14 protein-coding genes and 1 tRNA gene are annotated in these 15,593 nt (G+C 51.0%); all 15 read left to right on the top strand.

Going from position 1 to position 15,593, the window contains the following annotated elements; genetic code table 11:
* On the top strand, positions 1–183 hold a 183-nt coding region (gene tuf / locus JRI95_11960), incomplete at its 5' end, for an elongation factor Tu (GenBank protein MBW2062260.1).
* A 6-nt stretch (positions 184–189) separates the two neighbouring features.
* Positions 190–342, top strand: a complete 153-nt coding sequence (rpmG, locus tag JRI95_11955) for a 50S ribosomal protein L33 (GenBank protein ID MBW2062259.1) — start codon at positions 190–192, stop codon at positions 340–342.
* Positions 343–376: 34 nt separating this feature from the next.
* Positions 377–453 (top strand) — tRNA-Trp (locus JRI95_11950).
* A gap of 65 nt (positions 454–518) precedes the next feature.
* Positions 519–863 carry a preprotein translocase subunit SecE gene (gene secE, locus JRI95_11945; protein ID MBW2062258.1) on the top strand — a complete coding sequence of 115 codons (345 nt, stop codon included), beginning with the start codon at positions 519–521 and terminating at the stop codon, positions 861–863.
* 36 nt (positions 864–899) lie between these two features.
* Complete coding sequence (nusG, locus tag JRI95_11940) at positions 900–1,430, top strand: transcription termination/antitermination protein NusG (protein MBW2062257.1); 531 nt, start codon at positions 900–902, stop codon at positions 1,428–1,430.
* Positions 1,431–1,499: 69 nt separating this feature from the next.
* A complete protein-coding gene (rplK, locus tag JRI95_11935) occupies positions 1,500–1,922 on the top strand; it encodes a 50S ribosomal protein L11 (protein MBW2062256.1) in 423 nt (140 codons plus the stop codon).
* 10 nt (positions 1,923–1,932) lie between these two features.
* Positions 1,933–2,637, top strand: coding sequence for a 50S ribosomal protein L1 (locus JRI95_11930; GenBank protein ID MBW2062255.1), 705 nt, complete (start codon positions 1,933–1,935; stop codon positions 2,635–2,637).
* Between the two features lie 267 nt (positions 2,638–2,904).
* Positions 2,905–3,426, top strand: coding sequence for a 50S ribosomal protein L10 (gene rplJ / locus JRI95_11925; GenBank protein MBW2062254.1), 522 nt, complete (start codon positions 2,905–2,907; stop codon positions 3,424–3,426).
* A 54-nt stretch (positions 3,427–3,480) separates the two neighbouring features.
* Positions 3,481–3,861, top strand: a complete 381-nt coding sequence (gene rplL / locus JRI95_11920) for a 50S ribosomal protein L7/L12 (GenBank protein ID MBW2062253.1) — start codon at positions 3,481–3,483, stop codon at positions 3,859–3,861.
* A 78-nt stretch (positions 3,862–3,939) separates the two neighbouring features.
* A complete protein-coding gene (gene rpoB / locus JRI95_11915; protein MBW2062252.1) occupies positions 3,940–8,085 on the top strand; it encodes a DNA-directed RNA polymerase subunit beta in 4,146 nt (1,381 codons plus the stop codon).
* Positions 8,086–8,112: 27 nt separating this feature from the next.
* Positions 8,113–12,192, top strand: a complete 4,080-nt coding sequence (gene rpoC / locus JRI95_11910; protein ID MBW2062251.1) for a DNA-directed RNA polymerase subunit beta' — start codon at positions 8,113–8,115, stop codon at positions 12,190–12,192.
* Between the two features lie 288 nt (positions 12,193–12,480).
* Positions 12,481–12,852, top strand: a complete 372-nt coding sequence (locus tag JRI95_11905) for a 30S ribosomal protein S12 (GenBank protein ID MBW2062250.1) — start codon at positions 12,481–12,483, stop codon at positions 12,850–12,852.
* Between the two features lie 10 nt (positions 12,853–12,862).
* On the top strand, positions 12,863–13,333 hold the full coding sequence (rpsG, locus tag JRI95_11900; protein ID MBW2062249.1) for a 30S ribosomal protein S7: 471 nt from the start codon (positions 12,863–12,865) through the stop codon (positions 13,331–13,333).
* A 14-nt stretch (positions 13,334–13,347) separates the two neighbouring features.
* Complete coding sequence (fusA, locus tag JRI95_11895) at positions 13,348–15,420, top strand: elongation factor G (GenBank protein ID MBW2062248.1); 2,073 nt, start codon at positions 13,348–13,350, stop codon at positions 15,418–15,420.
* A gap of 62 nt (positions 15,421–15,482) precedes the next feature.
* A partial coding sequence (locus JRI95_11890; protein MBW2062247.1) for a hypothetical protein occupies positions 15,483–15,593 on the top strand: 111 nt, incomplete at its 3' end.

The following is a 15,593-nucleotide window of genomic DNA, read 5'->3' as shown; positions in this document are numbered from 1 at the left end:
ACTACGGATGTGACGGGTGTGGTTACGCTGCCAGAGGGTGTGGAGATGGTCATGCCCGGGGATAATGTTTCTCTGGATGCGGTCTTGATCACGCCGATAGCCATGGAGAAGGAGTTGCGGTTCGCCATTCGTGAAGGCGGCCGAACCGTGGGCGCCGGCGTCATCTCCGAAATACTTGAATAGGAAATAATGATGCGTGATATTGTCATCTTGGCTTGTACCGACTGCAAGCAGCGAAACTACTCTACGACCAAGAACAAGCGCCGGACGCCTGGCAGGCTGGAGTTAAAGAAATACTGCCGTTTTTGTCATAAACATACTGTCCATCGGGAGACGAAGTAGATTTTACCCCCAAGGAGTCATAGATACTTGCCACAGGCCAGTAGCTCTAACGGTTAGAGCACCGGACTCCAAATCCGGGTGATGGGGGTTCGAATCCCTCCTGGCCTGCCATACTAACGCAATGATGGGGCTTAAACCCCATCTCATAGGTTTATCAAAACCATTATTAAGGATACATGGCCAAGACTAAAAGAAAAAAAAAGAAGACGACAAGGGCCGCGGTAGAAATTACAGCCTCTAATAAGGCTTTAAAGAATAAGACATTGAAGAATGGGACCTCCCGAGTTCCTGCCAAGCAGAAGACCAAGGCTCAGGCTGAGTTCAAGTTGCCGGGTTTTATTGATAAAACACGGCAGTTTTTCCGTGAGGTGCGCGTTGAATTGCGAAAGGTCAACTGGCCCGCCCGAAAGGAGATTTTAGCCTCGACGGCTGTAGTTATCGTTCTGGTCTTCGTGGTTTCCGCCTACTTGGGTCTCGTTGATATAGGGCTTTCACGACTGGTTAAATTCATCCTTAAATAACGACAGACCGTGATACTTTGATGGGAGTGAGGGTGCGTGACGCATAAGTGGTATATTATACATACCTATTCCGGACATGAAGAAAAGGTCAAAGCCTCCTTGGAGGAGACCATTAGACAGCTCCATCTTGAGGACAGATTTTCCGAGGTCCTGGTGCCTACGGAACAGGTGGTTGAAAAGGTCAAAGGCCAGATAAAAACATCGTCCCGGAAATTTTATCCCGGCTATGTGCTGGTCCATATGGACCTTGATGAGCAGACCTGGCATATCGTGAAAGGCACTCCTAAAGTGACCGGCTTCCTTGGCGGGAACATCAACCCAACCCCCATCCCTGACCACGAGGCTGAAAAGGTGATCGCCCAAATGGTGGAGGGTATTTCAAAACCCAAACCAAAATTCCATTTCGAAGATGGGGATGAGGTCAAGGTCATTGACGGTCCGTTTTCAAACTTCATCGGTCGTGTTGACGAAGTCAAAGAAGATAAGGCAAAATTGAGAATTCTGATCAGCATCTTCGGTCGAGCCACTCCGGTTGAATTGGAATTTGTCCAGGTTGAAAAAATTTAACTTCCGAACTGAAGATGCAGGTTTTTTACTACCAGGTACAGTTAGGTTCAATAAGGAGTTTATTAACAAATGGCCAAAAAAGTTCTTAGTCAGATAAAATTGCAAGTTCCGGCAAAACAAGCGACCCCCTCCCCTCCGATTGGTCCGGCTTTGGGTCAGTATGGGGTCAATATTATGGAGTTTTGTAAGGCCTTCAACTCGGCGACCCAGAGCCAGGAAGGAACAATAATCCCTGTCATTATAACTGTTTATGCTGACCGTTCGTTTACATTCGTCACCAAGACACCACCGGCCTCCATACTCCTGAAGCAGGCGGCTCAGATTGCTAAGGGCTCGAGTGAGCCTGGTCGGATCGAGGTGGGAGTGGTGCCCAGGGCAAAGGTTGAAGAGATCGCTAAACTCAAGTTTGAGGACCTTAATGCCAACGATATTGATGCTGCGGTCCTGATTATTGAAGGCACAGCTCGGAGCATGGGGCTGAACGTCGTTTAGGAGAGAGGATATGGCCCACATAGGGAAACAAATGAAACAAGCCCGGGTGAAGGTTGACCGGGACAAGAAATATACATTCGAGGAAGGTCTCCAGTTGGCGCTGGAGACTGCCTCTAGCAAGTTTGACGAAACCGTGGATGTGGCGGTCAAGCTGGGGGTTGATCCCCGTCATGCGGACCAGATGGTGAGAGGGGTCTGTGCTCTGCCACATGGTACGGGTAAGAAGGTTCGTGTTCTGGTTTTTGCCAAGGGCGAGAAGGAGAAAGAGGCCGAGGAGGCTGGGGCGGATTCTGTTGGCTCCGATGAACTGATCGAAAAGATACAGAAGGGCTGGCTTGAATTTGACAAGGCCGTGGCCACCCCGGACATCATGGGTGCGGTCAGCAAACTGGGCCGTATTTTAGGTCCGCGAGGATTGATGCCAAACGCAAAGCTTGGCACGGTTACCTTTGATGTGGCGACTGCGGTTAAGGAACTGAAAGCTGGCAAGATTGATTTCAAGGCTGAGAAGAATGGGATTGTTCACGCCCCGATTGGTAAGACTTCTTTTGGTCTGGAGAAGCTGCTTGAGAACATCACATCCTTTTTCGAGGTCATCCTGCGACTCAAACCGGCGACAAGCAAAGGCGCCTATCTCAAAAGCATTGCTGTTTCAACAACCATGGGACCGGGGATCAAGATTGATCCCAATTTAGTCCGGGACCTGATTCGGTAAATTACAGGCAAGATCAGACGAAAAATACAGACACAAAAAATTAGTCGGGTATGCCTCGCGGCTGATCTTACGCCAGACAGAGTTCAGGTCGGTCTGGTGTCATGTCGGCTCGGGGTTGAAATGACTTTACGGTCAATGACAGCAGGTGCGCTAATGCCTTAGCGTTAAACGAAAGACGGCCTGCCGAGGCTGAGAATAACTCTCGAATTCTCGTTGGCCGAAGGTCTTAACTTTTTAAATGGCCAAAGAGAAAGGAGATAAAAAAATTTGGAGCGTAATCAGAAAGAAAAAATTGTAGCCGAACTGACCTCACGGCTGGATGAGGTCAAGGTGGTTTTTTTAACCGACTTTAAAGGCCTGGACGTGACAAGGATAAGTGACCTGCGGCGGCGGGTGCGAGAGGTCGGAGGTGAATACCGCGTCGTCAAGAACACGCTGCTTAAACAGGCCGCCAAGGGGACTGCTGCGGAGCATCTAAGTGACTTTCTTGTCGGCAACAATGCCTTAGGCACGACCACCGGGGACCCTGTTCCATTGGCTAAGGCCCTGGTGGATTTCGCCAAAGAGAATGAGGAGCTTGTTATTAAAAGGGGTATCATCTCCGGTCAAATTTTAGACTTCGAGGAGATCAAACGCATCGGTAATCTGCCGCCCCAACATGTTCTTCTCGGGATATTGCTGGGTACAATGAATGCTGTGCCCACCAAGCTAGTGCGCCTCTTTAACAGCATTATCGGTAACTTTGTTTATGCCCTGGCCGCGATTCGCGATCAGAAAGAACAGGCCTAGACCAAAGTTCTTGGCCTTATTCAATTGATATGGAGGAAACAATAAATGGCCGACATTACAAAAGTAGAAGTAATTGAGTTCATTAAAAATATGTCCGTGTTGGAGCTTTCTGAGTTGATCAAAGAGCTCGAGGAAACTTTTGGCGTTTCCGCGGCCGCGCCAGTCGCCTTAGCCGCGGGTGGGGCGGTGGCTGGAGCCGAGGATGCGGGTGCTGCTGAGGAACAGACAGAATTCGATGCCATCCTGACCTCTTTTGGCGATAAGAAGATTCAGGTCATCAAGACCGTTCGGGCGCTCACCTCCCTGGGCCTCAAGGAAGCCAAAGCCCTGGTTGAGGAGGCTCCCAAACCTCTAAAAGAGGGGGTCTCCAAAGAGGAAGCCGAAGAGGTTAAAAAACAGATCGAAGAAGCAGGTGGAGCGGTCGAAATTAAATAGTGGAGACGGCCGGGACCTGCTCCAGGAGGCTGGTCCTGGCCCAAAAGCCAATGAATACTCTATTTTTAAGGAGTTAAGATGGCCCGACCATTAACGAACTTGAGAATTAGAAAAAATTTCGGTAAGATTGAACATATAGCCGAGATGCCGAATCTCATTGAGATGCAGCGGCAGTCTTATGAAGGCTTTCTGCAAAAGAATATAGATCCGGATAAACGGGAAGATGTCGGCCTGCAGGCCGTTTTCAAAGGAGTCTTTCCCATCAGGGATTTTTCCGGTCTTTCTTCGTTGGAATTCGTTTCCTACACCTTTGACAAATCCAAATATGATATTGATGAGTGCCTGGCCAAAGGCTTAACCTACGAGGCCCCAATCAAGATTACGGTTCGGTTGGTGGTCTATGACGTGGACAAGGATACCGGCGCCCGCAGCATTAGGGACATCAAGGAACAGGAGGTTTATTTTGGCACCCTGCCTTTAATGACCGAGAATGGAACCTTCATTATCAACGGCACCGAAAGGGTTATCGTCTCCCAACTCCATCGGAGCCCGGGTGTCTTCTTTGATCACGATAAAGGGAAAACCCATTCTTCGGGCAAGCTGCTTTACTCGGCGCGTATCATCCCGCTTCGAGGTTCCTGGATAGATCTGGAATTCGATGCCAAGGATATCCTGCATGTGCGCATTGACCGGCGCCGTAAATTTCCGGTTACCCTCCTGCTCAAGGCCTTGGGATATTCTACCGAAGAACTGCTTAACTACTTTTATCAGACTGAAAAAATACATTTTGAAGGCAAACGCGTTACTAGAGAAACCGATCCGAGCCTTCTTTTAGGCCATCGCGCCCTTGATGATATCGTTGATCCTGAGACAAAAGAGGTTATCGTTAAGAAGAATAAAAAAATCTCTCAGTCTGTGGTGCAGAAGCTGGCTAACAGCCAGATTCATGAAATTCCAGCGAGGTACGAAGATTTTTTTGGCCGGTATACGGTTCATGACGTGGTTGACCCGGCTACCGGTGAGGTCATCCTTGGAATCAATGAGGAGTTTAACGAAAAAGCTTACTTCGCCATTCGCGATGCCGGGATCAAGGAGATCGAAGTTTTATATATTGATAAAGTCAATGTCAGCTCCTCCTTGAGGGATACCTTGCTTTTGGACAAGGTTAATACCCATGAGGAGGCGATTCTTGAAATTTACCGCAAGCTTCGTCCTTCAAATCCCCCGACCCAGGAGGTGGCCAACGCCTTTTTTGAAAACCTCTTTTTTAATCCCGAACATTATGAACTCTCTGTGGTCGGTCGCCTTAAGCTCAATTTGAGATTGAACTTAGATACTGAGCTTTCGATTCGAACTCTTCGCAAGGAAGATATCATGGCCGTGGTCAAGGAACTCCTTGAACTGAAGGATCGGCAAGGTATGACCGATGACATTGACCACCTGGGTAACAGACGGGTCAGGGCGGTCGGAGAACTCTTGGAGAATCAGTATCGCATCGGATTGGTTCGCATGGAACGAGCTATCAGGGAACGGATGAGCCTCCAGGAAGTCGAGACCTTGATGCCTCACGATCTGATCAATTCCAAACCGGTTTCAGCGGTGGTCAAGGAGTTCTTTGGCACCAGTCAGCTTTCGCAGTTCATGGATCAGACAAATCCGCTGTCTGAGGTTACTCACAAGCGCCGCCTGTCAGCCTTGGGACCTGGAGGCTTGACGCGAGAGAGGGCCGGGTTTGAAGTTAGAGACGTCCATCCGAGTCACTACGGTCGTATCTGTCCGATCGAGACGCCCGAAGGTCCCAACATCGGTTTGATCGTTTCTCTGTCAACTTTTGCCCGGGTCAACAAGTTCGGGTTTATCGAAACCCCTTACCGCGTGGTCAAGAATGGAGTGGCTACTTCGGCAGTCAAGTACTTGACTGCCATGGACGAGAAGGAATTTCCCATTGCCCAGGCCAATGCCCTGTTGGATAAGAAAGGCCGTTTTATAGACGATATCGTTGCCTGTCGGGTCATGGGTGAGTTTGTCCAGGTTTCATCTGATGAAGTGGCTTACATGGATGTCAGCCCCAATCAACTCGTCTCCGTCTCGACATCCCTTATTCCCTTCCTGGAAAACGATGACGCCAATCGTGCTCTGATGGGCTCGAACATGCAGCGCCAGGCAGTGCCATTACTAAGATCAGAGGCCCCGCTCATCGGCACCGGTATCGAGGAGGTGGTGGCACGTGATTCGGGCGTGAACGTTGTCGCCGAGCATGATGGTGTCATAGATGACGTGGACGCCTCTCGGATCGTTCTTAAATACCAGAGCGACGGGGACGAAGGCGTGAGTTCCGGCGTTGATATTTACAAGCTGACCAAGTACCAGCGCTCTAACCAGAACACCTGCTTCAACCAGCGGCCCATCGTTCGTTCCGGCGACCATGTGCGCAAGGGCCAGATCATCGCCGACGGCCCGGCCACGGAGCTTGGGGAATTAGCCCTCGGACGCAATATAGCCGTGGCTTTTATGAGCTGGGGTGGGTATAATTTTGAGGACTCGATCCTGGTTTCCGAAAGGCTGGTCAAAGACGATACCTTCACCTCGATTCACATTGAAGAATTTGAGACCATGGCCCGGGATACCAAGCTGGGCAAAGAAGAAATTACCAGGGATATCCCTAACTTGGGCGAAGAGAGCCTCAGCGATCTTGATGCGGCCGGTATTATTCGTATTGGAGCCGAAGTCAACCCCGGTGATATCCTGGTCGGGAAGGTCACGCCCAAGAGCGAAACCCAGCTTAGCCCCGAAGAAAAACTCCTGCGGGCCATTTTTGGTGAAAAAGCCAGTGACGTTAAGGATTCCTCGCTTCGCGTGCCTCCTGGGATTGAAGGTATCGTTATAGATGCCCGGGTCTTTTCCCGTAAAGGGGTGGACAAGGACGAACGAGCCCAAGTTATCGAAGACGATGAAACAGCCCGTCTGGAAAAAGACAGGGCCGATGAAATACACATCATCAAGGCCAGTATCCAGAGCCGTCTGGCCGAACTCTTAGTTGGCAAGACCCTGTCCGCCTCACTGACCGAAGCCAGGAAGAGCGGAGGAACCATATTCAAGCGTAACACCAAGATCACCCGCGAACACATCGAGCAAATTGATCCGAACGATTGGGCTAATGTCTCCTTATCAGAGGACAAGAAGCGGACCGTTCGTGAAGCCATCGGTCAGATCATCAGCCGCTATAATGAACAGGTTGACATGGTTCGCATGGTCTTTGAGGACAAGATTACCAGCTTGAGAAAGGGCGACGAACTGCCTCCGGGCGTCATCAAGATGGTCAAGGTTTATGTAGCCATGAAGCGTAAGCTCTCCGTGGGTGACAAGATGGCTGGTCGGCATGGAAACAAAGGTGTGGTCAGCCGCATTTTACCTGAAGAAGATATGCCTTATTTTGAAGACGGAACGCCGGTGGATATTGTTTTAAATCCCCTGGGAGTGCCTTCGCGGATGAATGTGGGTCAGGTGCTGGAGACTCATCTGGGCTGGGCTTCCAAGGAGCTCGGCGCTCAGATTGCCAGGCTCGTGGAAAAGCTATCCACCGAAAAGCTTCGCTCCAAGTTGAAGTCCATCTTGGGCCGAGAGGATTATAAAAAATTTGCTGACGGACTGAACGACGATGAGCTAAAGGGGCTTATTAACAACTCGTCCAGGGGCCTGCACATGGCCACACCCGTCTTTGATGGCGCCTCTGAAAACGAGATTCAGGATTTCCTCAAGATGGCCGGACTTCCCGGCGGAGGCAAGACTTACCTCAGAGACGGCCGGAGCGGGGAAAGGTTTGATTCCATGGTCACGGTCGGCGTGATGTACATGATGAAGCTCCATCATCTGGTTGATGATAAGCTTCATGCCCGCTCCATCGGTCCTTACTCCCTCGTAACCCAGCAGCCCCTCGGAGGCAAGGCCCAGTTTGGCGGCCAGCGGTTGGGTGAGATGGAGGTCTGGGCCATGGAGGCCTACGGCGCGGCTTATTCCCTTCAGGAGTTTCTAACGGTCAAATCAGACGATGTCATCGGTCGAACCCGAATGTATGAGAAGATCGTCAAGGGCGATAATGTTCTTGAAGCGGGTATTCCGGAGTCTTTTAACGTCCTGGTCAAGGAACTGATGAGCCTGGGCCTGGATGTGGAGCTGATCGAGGATGGTGAATCGGCCGAGTCAGCCGAAGAGGCCGAGATATAATTATTAAACAAGACAAGGAGGAACGTCTTGGAAGATATACTTAGTTTATTTAATCGGCCCAAGGATCCTATGCCTTATAATGCGGTCAGGATTTCCCTGGCTTCACCGGAAAAGATACGCCGATGGTCTTTTGGCGAGGTTAAAAAACCGGAAACAATTAATTACCGGACCTTCAAACCTGAACGTGATGGTCTCTTTTGTGCCAAGATCTTCGGACCGACCAAGGATTACGAATGCAACTGCGGCAAATACAAGCGCATGAAGCATCGGGGCGTGGTCTGCGAAAAATGCGGCGTGGAAGTCATTCAGTCCAAGGTGCGTCGCGAAAGGATGGGCCACATCGGGCTGGCCAGCCCGGTGGCGCATATCTGGTTTCTGAAGAGCCTGCCTTCCAAGGTGGGGAATCTGCTGGATATGACCTTAAAAGAACTGGAAAAAGTCCTCTATTTCGAATCTTATATCGTTGTTGACCGCAAGGAAACCTCTCTGACCAATGGGCAGGTCATCAGCGAGGAACATTATCGTCAGGCCCGCGAGGAATACGGTGACAACTTCCAGGCCGGCATCGGTGCCGAAGCCATCAAGACCTTACTGGCCGATATAAAATTGGATGAACTTTCCGCACAACTCAGGCAGGACATGACCGAAACGGCTTCAGAGGCTAAGCGGAAAAAGTTAAGCAAACGGCTGAAGGTTGTGGAAGCTTTCCGGGACTCTGGTAATCGGCCGGAATGGATGATCATGGACGTTATTCCAGTGCTTCCTCCGGATTTGCGTCCCTTGGTTCCTTTGGATGGCGGCCGTTTTGCCACCTCAGACCTCAATGACCTTTACCGCCGGGTCATTAACCGGAACAACCGCTTAAAAAGGCTCATGGAGCTTAATGCGCCGGAGATTATCATTCGCAACGAAAAAAGAATGCTCCAGGAAGCAGTGGATGTTCTTTTTGATAACGGTCGTCGTGGCAAGACCATCACCGGGCCGAACAAGCGGCCGCTCAAATCACTGTCAGATATGCTCAAAGGTAAGCAGGGCCGATTCCGGCAGAACCTGCTGGGCAAGAGGGTTGATTACTCCGGCCGGTCAGTTATCGTCGTCGGCCCGGACCTCAGACTCCACCAATGCGGCCTGCCTAAAAAGATGGCCCTCGAGTTATTTAAACCCTTCATCTATCATCGTTTGGAACAGAAGGGTTATGTCACAACCATCAAGAGTGCTAAGAAGATGGTCGAGCGCGAAACACCCGAGGTCTGGGACACCCTGTCCGAGGTGGTCCGGGAATATCCGGTTATGCTCAATCGGGCTCCAACCTTACACCGGCTTGGTCTCCAGGCCTTTGAACCCATCCTGATCGAAGGCAAGGCCATCCAGCTCCATCCGTTAGTCTGCCATGCCTTCAACGCCGACTTCGATGGAGACCAGATGGCTGTCCATGTGCCTCTGTCCATCGAGGCCCAGGTCGAGGCCAGGGTTCTGATGATGTCCACGAACAATATCCTCTCTCCGGCTAATGGCGAACCCATTATTGAACCAACCCAGGATATCGTCTTGGGGCTATATTATCTGACGCGGGATAAGCCCTACTCCAGGGGCGAAGGCCGTCTTTTCAGCAATCCGGAGGAGGTGCGCATCGCCTATGACGCCGGAGAGCTGGACCTTCACACCAGGATCATGGTGCGCCTTGATGGGCATAGAATGGAGACGACGACCGGTCGAATCCTGCTCTGGGAGATCGTGCCGCATGAATTGGGCTTTGAATCTGTCAACAAGGTCATGACCAGGAAGGAGCTCCTGAATCTCGTCGGTACCTGCTACCGTCAATGCGGAGTGAAAAAAACCGTAGTCCTGGCCGACCAGCTGAAGGATCTCGGCTATCGTTACGCCACCAAATCGGGAGTGTCTATTAGTATCTCCGACATGATTATCCCGGAGCTTAAGGATAAGATCATCACTGGGGCTCGGGATGAAGTTAAAAAGGTTGAAGATCAGTATGGAGACGGGTTGATCACCGAGGGTGAGAAGTACAATAAAGTCGTTGACATCTGGACCCGGGCCTCTGACGAGGTTGCCGGTAAGATGATGGACAAGATTTCTACCAAGGAAGTCACCAGTCCGAAAGGCGAAAAGGAAGAAGTTCTCAGCTTTAATTCTATCTTCATGATGGCCGATTCAGGAGCTCGCGGCAGCAAGGATCAGATGAAACAGCTTGCCGGAATGCGCGGTCTCATGGCTAAGCCTACGGGCGAGATTATCGAGCAGCCGATCATTGCCAATTTCCGGGAAGGCCTGAGCGTGATTGAGTACTTTGTTTCAACTCACGGCGCGCGCAAAGGTCTGGCCGACACCGCACTCAAGACAGCCAACTCCGGGTATTTGACCCGGCGTCTGGTGGATGTGGCCCAGGACTGCATCGTCTCCGAATACGATTGCGGCACGCTGGATGGCATCTGGGTTGAATCCCTCAGAGAGGCTGGCGAGGTTATTCAGCCTGTAAGTGAGCGGGTTCTGGGGCGAACGGCCCTGGAGGATATCATTGACCCATATACTGAAAAGGTTCTGGTTAAGGCCAATGAAGAAATTGATGAAGACGCCCTGTCTAAGATTGAAGAGGCCGGGCTGGATCGCATCCGCATACGGTCCCTTTTGACCTGCCGAGCAAAGAGAGGTATCTGCACTAAATGTTATGGCCGCGACTTGGCCCATGGACATCTGGTCGAGATTGGTGAAGCGGTTGGAATTATTGCCGCTCAATCCATCGGTGAGCCGGGAACTCAGCTTACGATGCGGACATTTCACATTGGGGGCACAGCCAGCCGGCGCGTGGAGCAGACTCAGATCGTCTCCCGGAACAAGGGGAAAATCAAATTCATTGATTTGCACACCGTCGCCTCTTCGAGCGGTGAGATGGTTGTCATGAGTCGTAAAGGTGAGGTGGCGATTATGAGCGATCGAGACCGAGAGCGGGAGCGTTACCAGGTTATCTACGGCGCTCATCTTAAGGTCAAGGAGGGTGACGAGGTCGGGCCTGACACCGTCCTGGCTGAATGGGATCCATTTACCACGCCGATCCTGACCGAGGTCTCGGGCCGCGTTCGATATGCCGACATCCAAGAAGGCAAGACCATGATCGAAAAGGTAGATCCGGTGACCGGTATGTCGAGTAAGGTCATCAGCGAATATAAGGACACCGAAGTTCGCCCGCGGATTACTATCACCGACGCCGGTAACCGGGTCAAGAAAAACGCCCATGGCGTTGCGGCCCGTTATTCTCTCCCGCTGAACGCCATTATCATGGTTCAGGAAAAAGATCAGATCGAGGCCGGAGATATCCTGGCCAAGATTCCACGGGAAACGACAAAAACAAAGGATATCACTGGCGGTCTGCCTCGGGTGGCCGAGCTCTTCGAGGTGCGTAAGCCCAAGGAGCATGCCATTATCGGTGAGATTGACGGGATGGTTTCCTATGGCAAACAGACAAAAGGCAAACGTACAGTCGTCGTTTCTCCAGATGTGGGTGAACCAAAGGAATACCTTATCCCCAGAGGAAAACACATCACGGTTCATGAAGGAGACTACGTCAGGGCCGGTGAAGCCCTGATGGACGGTTCGGCCAATCCGCACGATATCCTGGCCATCCGCGGGCTGAAGGAGCTTGCCAAGTATCTGGTGGATGAGATCCAGGAAGTCTATCGCCTCCAGGGAGTGCAAATCAATGACAAGCACATCGAGGTCATTGTCCGGCAGATGTTGCGGAAGGTGAGCATCACTGATCCGGGTGATACCGATTTCCTCATCGGTGAACACATCGAACGATATCGTTTCGAGGAGGTCAATGAGTTGATGGTGACCCAGAAGAAAAACCCGGCCATGGGCGAACCGCTGCTGCTTGGTATCACCAAGGCCTCCTTGACGACCGAGAGTTTCATTTCAGCTGCGAGCTTCCAGGAAACAACCAAGGTTCTAACCGAGGCGGCCATTGCCGGTAAAATAGATCGGCTCATGGGTTTAAAGGAGAATGTTATCATGGGTCGTCTCATTCCGGCAGGCTCTGGTTTGTCTAAGTACCGTAAATTAGGAGAAAAAAAAGAAACTGAAGCCCTGGATTAGGGTCAAGTGTTTCTCCGAAAAGGGAAAGTATCGAAGGAAGATATGGTGGCCGGTTGGTATACTTGGTCTGCCTTGACTTGTTTGGGAAAAATTATTTAGGGAAATTAACGGCGGATTACGAAAAAACCCTTGACATAAAAAGGTAATTTAGAGTAAGTTCAACCGTTTTAGTGGTTGTGAAAACTGCCGAAATACATTGCGGCCCTTACCGGGCCACCTCCCGCTGGGAAGGATGACGGCCCTCTGAGGGTCTTACTATGAGGGATGAAAATTAGAGGTTAAGGTTTAATGCCTACAATCAATCAGTTAGTTCGCAAGGGGAGAACGAAGCAGCGTAAAAAGGCCACTACCCCCGCGCTTAAAGGCTGCCCTCAAAAGAGGGGCGTTTGTATCCGCGTTTACACCAAGACGCCGAAGAAACCTAATTCGGCCTTGAGAAAGGTGGCCCGGGTCAGGTTGACCAATGGTATCGAGGTGACTACTTATATCCCGGGAGAGGGGCACAATATCCAGGAGCACTCGGTCGTGCTTATTCGAGGAGGACGGGTTAAGGATATGCCCGGAGTGCGCTACCATGTTATCCGGGGAACATTGGATACCATCGGTGTTCAGGACCGCCGGAGCAGTCGAAGTAAATATGGAACTAAACGGCCCAAGTAAAGGATGATTCATGCCTAGGCGGAAAGAAGTTCTAAAGAAAGAGGTCATACCGGATCCAAAATATAACAATCAGCTGGTGGCAAGATTTGTCAACGGTATTATGCGTCGTGGCAAGAAAAGCCTGGCTGAAACAATTATGTACCGGGCCCTGGATCAGGTTGCCGCCAAGACCAAGGAGGACCCGATTAAAATTTTCGAGCAGGCTGTGGAGAATGTCAGACCGGTGGTGGAAGTTAAGAGCCGGCGCGTCGGTGGTTCGACCTACCAGATACCGATTGAGGTTCGTCCGGAAAGGCGATTGGCCTTGAGCATCCGCTGGTTAATTCAACATGCCAAGGCCAGGGGTGAGAAAGGCATGGTGACCAAGCTTGCGGCCGAGTTAATGGATGCGGCTCAAGGTCGCGGCGGCGCGGTAAAAAAGAAGGAGGATACCCATCGCATGGCTGAGGCGAACAAGGCCTTTGCTCATTATCGCTGGTAGGGTTTGACCTTCCGTTGTCCCGTGTCGTTTCATTAGAGAGAATCCGTAATATTGGCATTGCCGCCCACATAGATGCTGGCAAGACCACGACTACAGAACGGATTCTTTATTATACTGGTGTTTCGCATAAGATGGGTGAGGTTCATGATGGTGAAGCCGTCATGGACTGGATGGAGCAGGAGCAGGAAAGAGGTATTACCATCACCTCGGCCGCCACAACCAGCTTCTGGAGAAAGCATCGCATCAACATCATTGATACGCCGGGGCATGTAGATTTTACAATTGAGGTCGAGCGTTCCTTAAGAGTGCTTGACGGAATGGTGGCCATATTTTGCGCCGTCGGTGCGGTTGAGCCTCAATCTGAGACCGTCTGGCGGCAGGCTGAACGATACGGGGTGCCTCGTATCGCGTTTATCAATAAAATGGACCGCATCGGGGCTGATTACAAAAGATGTTTGACCCAGATGAAGGAGCGTTTGAAGGCCTTTCCGATCTTGCTCCAGCTCCCTTTAGGGTCTGAAGACAAATTTATAGGACTTATTGACCTGATAGAAAATAAAGCCGTGATCTATGACGAAACAACCTTGGGCGCTCATTTTAGGATTGAGGAAGTCCCCTCTGATCTTGAAGATGAGGTTTCAAAGGCCCGCGAGGCCATGATCGAGGCCTTGGCGGAAGTGGACGACCGGATTATGGAACAATACCTTGAAGAACAGGAACTTACGCAGTCTGAGGTGCGGGCCGGCCTGCGCCGCGCCACACTGGGGCTTAATTGTGTCCCTGTCCTTATGGGTTCTGCCTTTAAAAATAAAGGCGCTCAGCCTTTGCTGGACGCCATCGTTGATTATCTTCCCTCGCCGGTAGATGTTCCCCCTGTTGAAGGCCTTGGTTCCAAAGGGGAGATTATCAGGCGGCGGTCGGCTGATGATGAGCCCTTTGCCGCTTTATCTTTTAAGGTTATGAACGATCCCTTTGTGGGTCATTTGACCTTTCTGCGGGTATATTCCGGCCATCTGCGATCTGGTGCGTATGTCTATAATTCGACTAAGCAGACCAAAGAGAAGATCGGACGTCTGTTGAAGATGCACGCCAATAATCGGGAAGAGACCAAGGAGGTCTATGCCGGCGATATAGTGGCCGCGGTGGGACTGCGGAACACCACTACAGGCGATACCTTGTGTGACGGCGCTGAAACTATCCTGCTCGAGAAGTTGTATATACCTGAGCCGGTAATACACGTGGCGGTTGAACCCAAAGGTAAGGGAGATCAGGATCGCTTGTCCATGGCCCTGGCAAAGATTGCCGCCGAGGATCCTTCCTTCCATACCAAAACGGATCAGGAGAGCGGTGAGATCATTATTTCGGGGATGGGCGAGCTTCACCTGGAAATAATAGTTGATAGACTGCTTAGAGAATTCAACGTCCAGGCAAATGTGGGCAGGCCCAAAGTCGCTTACCGGGAGACCATCACCCAGGCTGTTGAAGCTGAAGGGCGTTTTGTTCGACAGACTGGAGGTCGCGGCCAATATGGCCATGTTTGGCTGAGGCTTGAGCCTGCTGAACCCGGGGATGGTTTGGTTTTTTCGGCTGATATCATTGGGGGTGTTGTGCCTCGCGAATACTATCAAGCTGTTAAGACAGGGGTTAAGCAGGCCGCTACCCAAGGGGTTCTGGCCGGGTATCCTGTGACTGATTTGAAGGTTTCATTTTTTGATGGTTCCTTTCATGAGGTTGACTCTTCTGATCGAGCCTTTATGATTGCCGGATCAATGGGCTTAAAACAAGGCTTAAAAAAGGCGGGATGCGTTTTGCTTGAGCCGATTATGGATGTCGAGGTCCTGGTTTCGGAAGAGTTTGTAGGTGAGGTTTTAAACGACTTCAACTCCCGGCGAGGCAGGGTTCGAGACTTGGAGTCCAGAGGCGGGGCTCAGACTATAACGGCGGAGGTTCCTCTGGCTACTATGTTTGGATACGCCACGGACGTCAGATCTATGACTCAGGGCCGGGCCACCTTCAGCATGCAGTTTGCACGTTACGAATCTGTGCCAGAATCCGTCTCGGCTGAGGTTGTAAACGAAAGGGATTAATGAAATTAATTATGATAGAGGTTACCGGAAATTAATTCTTTCAGGTCTAAGGAGGGTTATCAATGGCCAAGAAGAAGTTTGAGCGGACGAAGCCGCATGTAAATGTTGGTACGATTGGGCATATTGATCATGGGAAGACGACCCTGACGTCGGCCGTTACGCTTTGTTTGAGC

This window comes from Deltaproteobacteria bacterium (assembly GCA_019308995.1).
Taxonomy (GTDB): domain Bacteria; phylum Desulfobacterota; class Desulfarculia; order Adiutricales; family JAFDHD01; genus JAFDHD01.
This window is presented reverse-complemented; position numbering and strand designations above follow the sequence as displayed.

Coding starts and splice junctions, on each gene's coding strand:
- rpmG (MBW2062259.1), top strand. CDS start 190: ATGATGCGTGATATTGTCATCTTGGCTTGTACCGACTGCAAGCAGCGA.
- secE (MBW2062258.1), top strand. CDS start 519: ATGGCCAAGACTAAAAGAAAAAAAAAGAAGACGACAAGGGCCGCGGTA.
- rplK (MBW2062256.1), top strand. CDS start 1,500: ATGGCCAAAAAAGTTCTTAGTCAGATAAAATTGCAAGTTCCGGCAAAA.
- JRI95_11930 (MBW2062255.1), top strand. CDS start 1,933: ATGGCCCACATAGGGAAACAAATGAAACAAGCCCGGGTGAAGGTTGAC.
- rpoB (MBW2062252.1), top strand. CDS start 3,940: ATGGCCCGACCATTAACGAACTTGAGAATTAGAAAAAATTTCGGTAAG.
- JRI95_11905 (MBW2062250.1), top strand. CDS start 12,481: ATGCCTACAATCAATCAGTTAGTTCGCAAGGGGAGAACGAAGCAGCGT.
- rpsG (MBW2062249.1), top strand. CDS start 12,863: ATGCCTAGGCGGAAAGAAGTTCTAAAGAAAGAGGTCATACCGGATCCA.